Source organism: Xenorhabdus yunnanensis (genome assembly GCF_028598805.1).
GTDB lineage: Bacteria > Pseudomonadota > Gammaproteobacteria > Enterobacterales > Enterobacteriaceae > Xenorhabdus > Xenorhabdus yunnanensis.
Genome location: NZ_JAQRFI010000119.1, coordinates 1 through 2,991 on the forward strand (window position 1 = coordinate 1; position 2,991 = coordinate 2,991).

Consider the following 2,991-nt stretch of genomic DNA (forward strand, 5'->3'; position numbering starts at 1 on the left):
ACTAATTTATTCATAGCCTGTTCCTCCCCGGAGCTGTTTTCGGCGTTCACCAAAACTTTGCTCCCGGAACAGGCTTCTCGTCAATTTCTTATCCAGAATTCGGGTTAACTATATAACCGGGATGAGTGAATGCAGCCAACAAAGAGGCAACTTGAAAGACGAAGGGTATATAAAAACATTTAGCTTCCTTTCAAGCTGATTAAGGCCCATAAAAAACGGCGTTAAGATCGTCACTTTTCATTCGTGACATCATCTCAAACGCCGGTTCCTAACCCAGTCTATAACTCAATAATCACAAAAAAACAAGAAATCAGATTATTGTATTACCATTTAAAATTCCATAAATTTATAATTTAATCGACTGCTACTTTTTACAATTACCTGCCAGGCGATATCCTGCTTTTTTGGCTTCTGCTTCTGAGTTGAAATAAATTGCATTTTTATCTGCCACTGTCTTATAACCAGAACATTGCGAAAAATGATAAATCTGGCTATTTTTATTCCCCTTAATCACGCCATTTTTCGCTGTTTTTGCTGTGGCTCTTTGGGCTGATAGCTGATTATTTCCCCCATGCAAATTATTCTGTTTTGACGTTCTATTCTGCTCCTCTTGCCCTTTCTGTGGCAATAAGCCTTTCTGTGGTAATAAGCCTTGACCTGAATTTTTGTAGCCTAATTCCCATTTTTTGCTGCCGGTCACAAACGGGTTATGATGTCCCATAATCTTGGCAATTCGGTTATCTCTTTCACGCTCTAAAGCATCCACTGGATATTTGCGATCCCATGCCATCATCAATTGTTGCTGTTGGCGTGACATAGTCAGGTTATAGCGGTCATGCATATAGAAATAGACTCTGGCAACCATGCCTTTCACTTTATCGCGCGGCTCAAACAAGCGTGATTTAGAATCCACCTTACTGCTACATGAACCGTACATATTAGGTGTATTTCTGGCGACCATCCCGTAAGCAAAATTACTGCGATCACCATTAACTTCACCGATTGCTGGAGCCAAGTTATGCATGTCTGATTCCATCATGCGAAATACGGGATCAGTATCAACGCAGTTTTTTCGCCCGCCATTTTGCCAGCATTGACGCTGATGCCCAAATACCCAAGCCGGAACCATATGTTCCCATTCAGTACGTTCAGCCCTTGTTTGCTGTGATCTTATATCATACCCACAAGAAGCCAGATCAACACGCCCGCCACTTTTGCCAACCCAATGCCAATCACAACCACAATATAATGTGCCTATGCCTGATTTTATTTGCCCGTCATAAACATTTTTTCTTGATTCTACTTTGGCTTGCTCGAAACTGGATGGAGCGCTCCATGCATGAAAAGAGATGGTTAACCCAAAAACCAAAAGATAACGTGCCCATTGGGCAATTTTACTATTCAAAATAATACCTATTTACTTATTGTTCATAACATTTGTTATTCATAACATCTATTACGCATAACATCCGACCATGATCTTGCCTGACAATACTATGAAATGACAAATATTATTCGTCGATTTTTCTTTAATGATTAGGAAGACATCAATTCATTATTTTAATTAATATAGTTTATTAGAATGTTAAGCATGAAAATATTAGGTTTATTAAACTATTTAACTCTATTTATTTGAGTAGTATTAAGGCATTTTCAAAATATTTAATTGAATTTAGTAGGATAAATGTCTGTTAAAAAACAACCGCGCTAGAAAATAGCACGGTTGTATAAATTTTTGGTTAATCAGAAAACAATTTGTCAGTTTTTAATCCAGATTTAGCCAGTTATCTTACAACCAAAACAGAAATATTGGCATATCCTACAATGCCCGACGCATTTGAACCCAGTAAGTGAGTCGAGATATCAGGCCGACGAGATCCGACAATAATCAAATCTGCATTAATCTCACGCGCTGTAGACAGCACCTTATCTCGTGGAGAACCAAAGGCAACGGAGAAAGATACTTTATCTTTAGGCAAATCAATACGTTCTACAACTTTTTTAAGTTCCTCTTCAGAATTCGCTATTGCTTTTTTGGCAAAAGCGCTCAATAAATCATAGTGGTAACTATAACTTACGGAAAATCTGGAAATATCGGGCACAGAGTGAAAAAGATGAACCTTTGCATTAGATATTTTTGCCAAAAATTCGGCATGTTTAATTGCATTATCAGTTAATATATCTTCTGAAATATCAATTGGAACTAAAATCGTGTTATACATATATACTCCCCTGTAATCGGATATAACCGCCAGCCATTGAGCATCAGTTCAAAATCAACAAAAACCACGTTAAATCAACATTTCCTTTGCAACATCCCTTTTGCTAATAGCAGTTATCGCACTACTAATACAGATGTTTTTGCATATCTGACAACCCCAGCAGAGTTGGAACCTAACAGATGAGTCGTGATATTGGGTCGCCTTGAGCCTATGACAATCAAATCAGCATCAATTTCATTCGCTGTAGAAGTGATTTCGTCTCTTGGAGAACCAAATGCAATCGAATAGGAGATCTGACCAATTGGTAAGTCCATGGAATCAACCAGCTTTTTCAAGTCTTGTTCTGCCTTGATAGTCGCTCTGTCCTTAATTTCCATATATCCGAGTGCATAAGCATTAATAATCGCTGATGAAATGGGTAATACATGTAAGACGTGTAATTTAGCCCCTGTTTCTCTGGCGATCTTAAGCGCGCAGTCAACTGCCTTGTTGGTTAGATCTTCTTCTGAAATATCTACTGGTACTAAAATAGTCTTGTACATATGCACGCTCCTACTTACTGAAATACCAAGTTATCCCGATTTCTTTAGTATATTGAAATGCTGAAAACTTACTGTGAGTTATATAACACCTGAAACATGTTAGCTCCTATTCCGATTCTTAGTACTACAGCCGTAATTGCTCTGTAAGCCGATGATCTCCCCGGCGGCGGTAGTGACATTGTTGCGCCCGGTATTGATGCCGTCGTCGCCAGTCTGACCAATGTAAA

At 38.5% G+C, this 2,991-nt stretch carries 3 protein-coding genes; all 3 read right to left on the reverse strand.

Annotated features, from left to right (window positions below; all coding sequences use genetic code 11):
- Nucleotides 1-364: 364 nt before the first annotated feature.
- The 3 genes from PSI23_RS20810 to PSI23_RS20820 all read right to left on the reverse strand — a co-directional run bounded on the left by PSI23_RS20810 (nt 365) and on the right by PSI23_RS20820 (nt 2,764).
- Entirely contained in the window at nt 365-1,369 is a 1,005-nt protein-coding gene (locus PSI23_RS20810) for an endonuclease (RefSeq protein ID WP_373567365.1), read from the reverse strand.
- A 415-nt stretch (nt 1,370-1,784) separates the two neighbouring features.
- Nucleotides 1,785-2,222, reverse strand: coding sequence for a universal stress protein (locus PSI23_RS20815; protein ID WP_092520648.1), 438 nt, complete (start codon nt 2,220-2,222; stop codon nt 1,785-1,787).
- Nucleotides 2,223-2,335: 113 nt separating this feature from the next.
- Nucleotides 2,336-2,764 (reverse strand): universal stress protein, encoded by a 429-nt coding sequence (locus PSI23_RS20820; RefSeq protein ID WP_273556864.1) that lies wholly within the window; start codon nt 2,762-2,764, stop codon nt 2,336-2,338.
- Between the last annotated feature and the right edge of the window lie 227 nt (nt 2,765-2,991).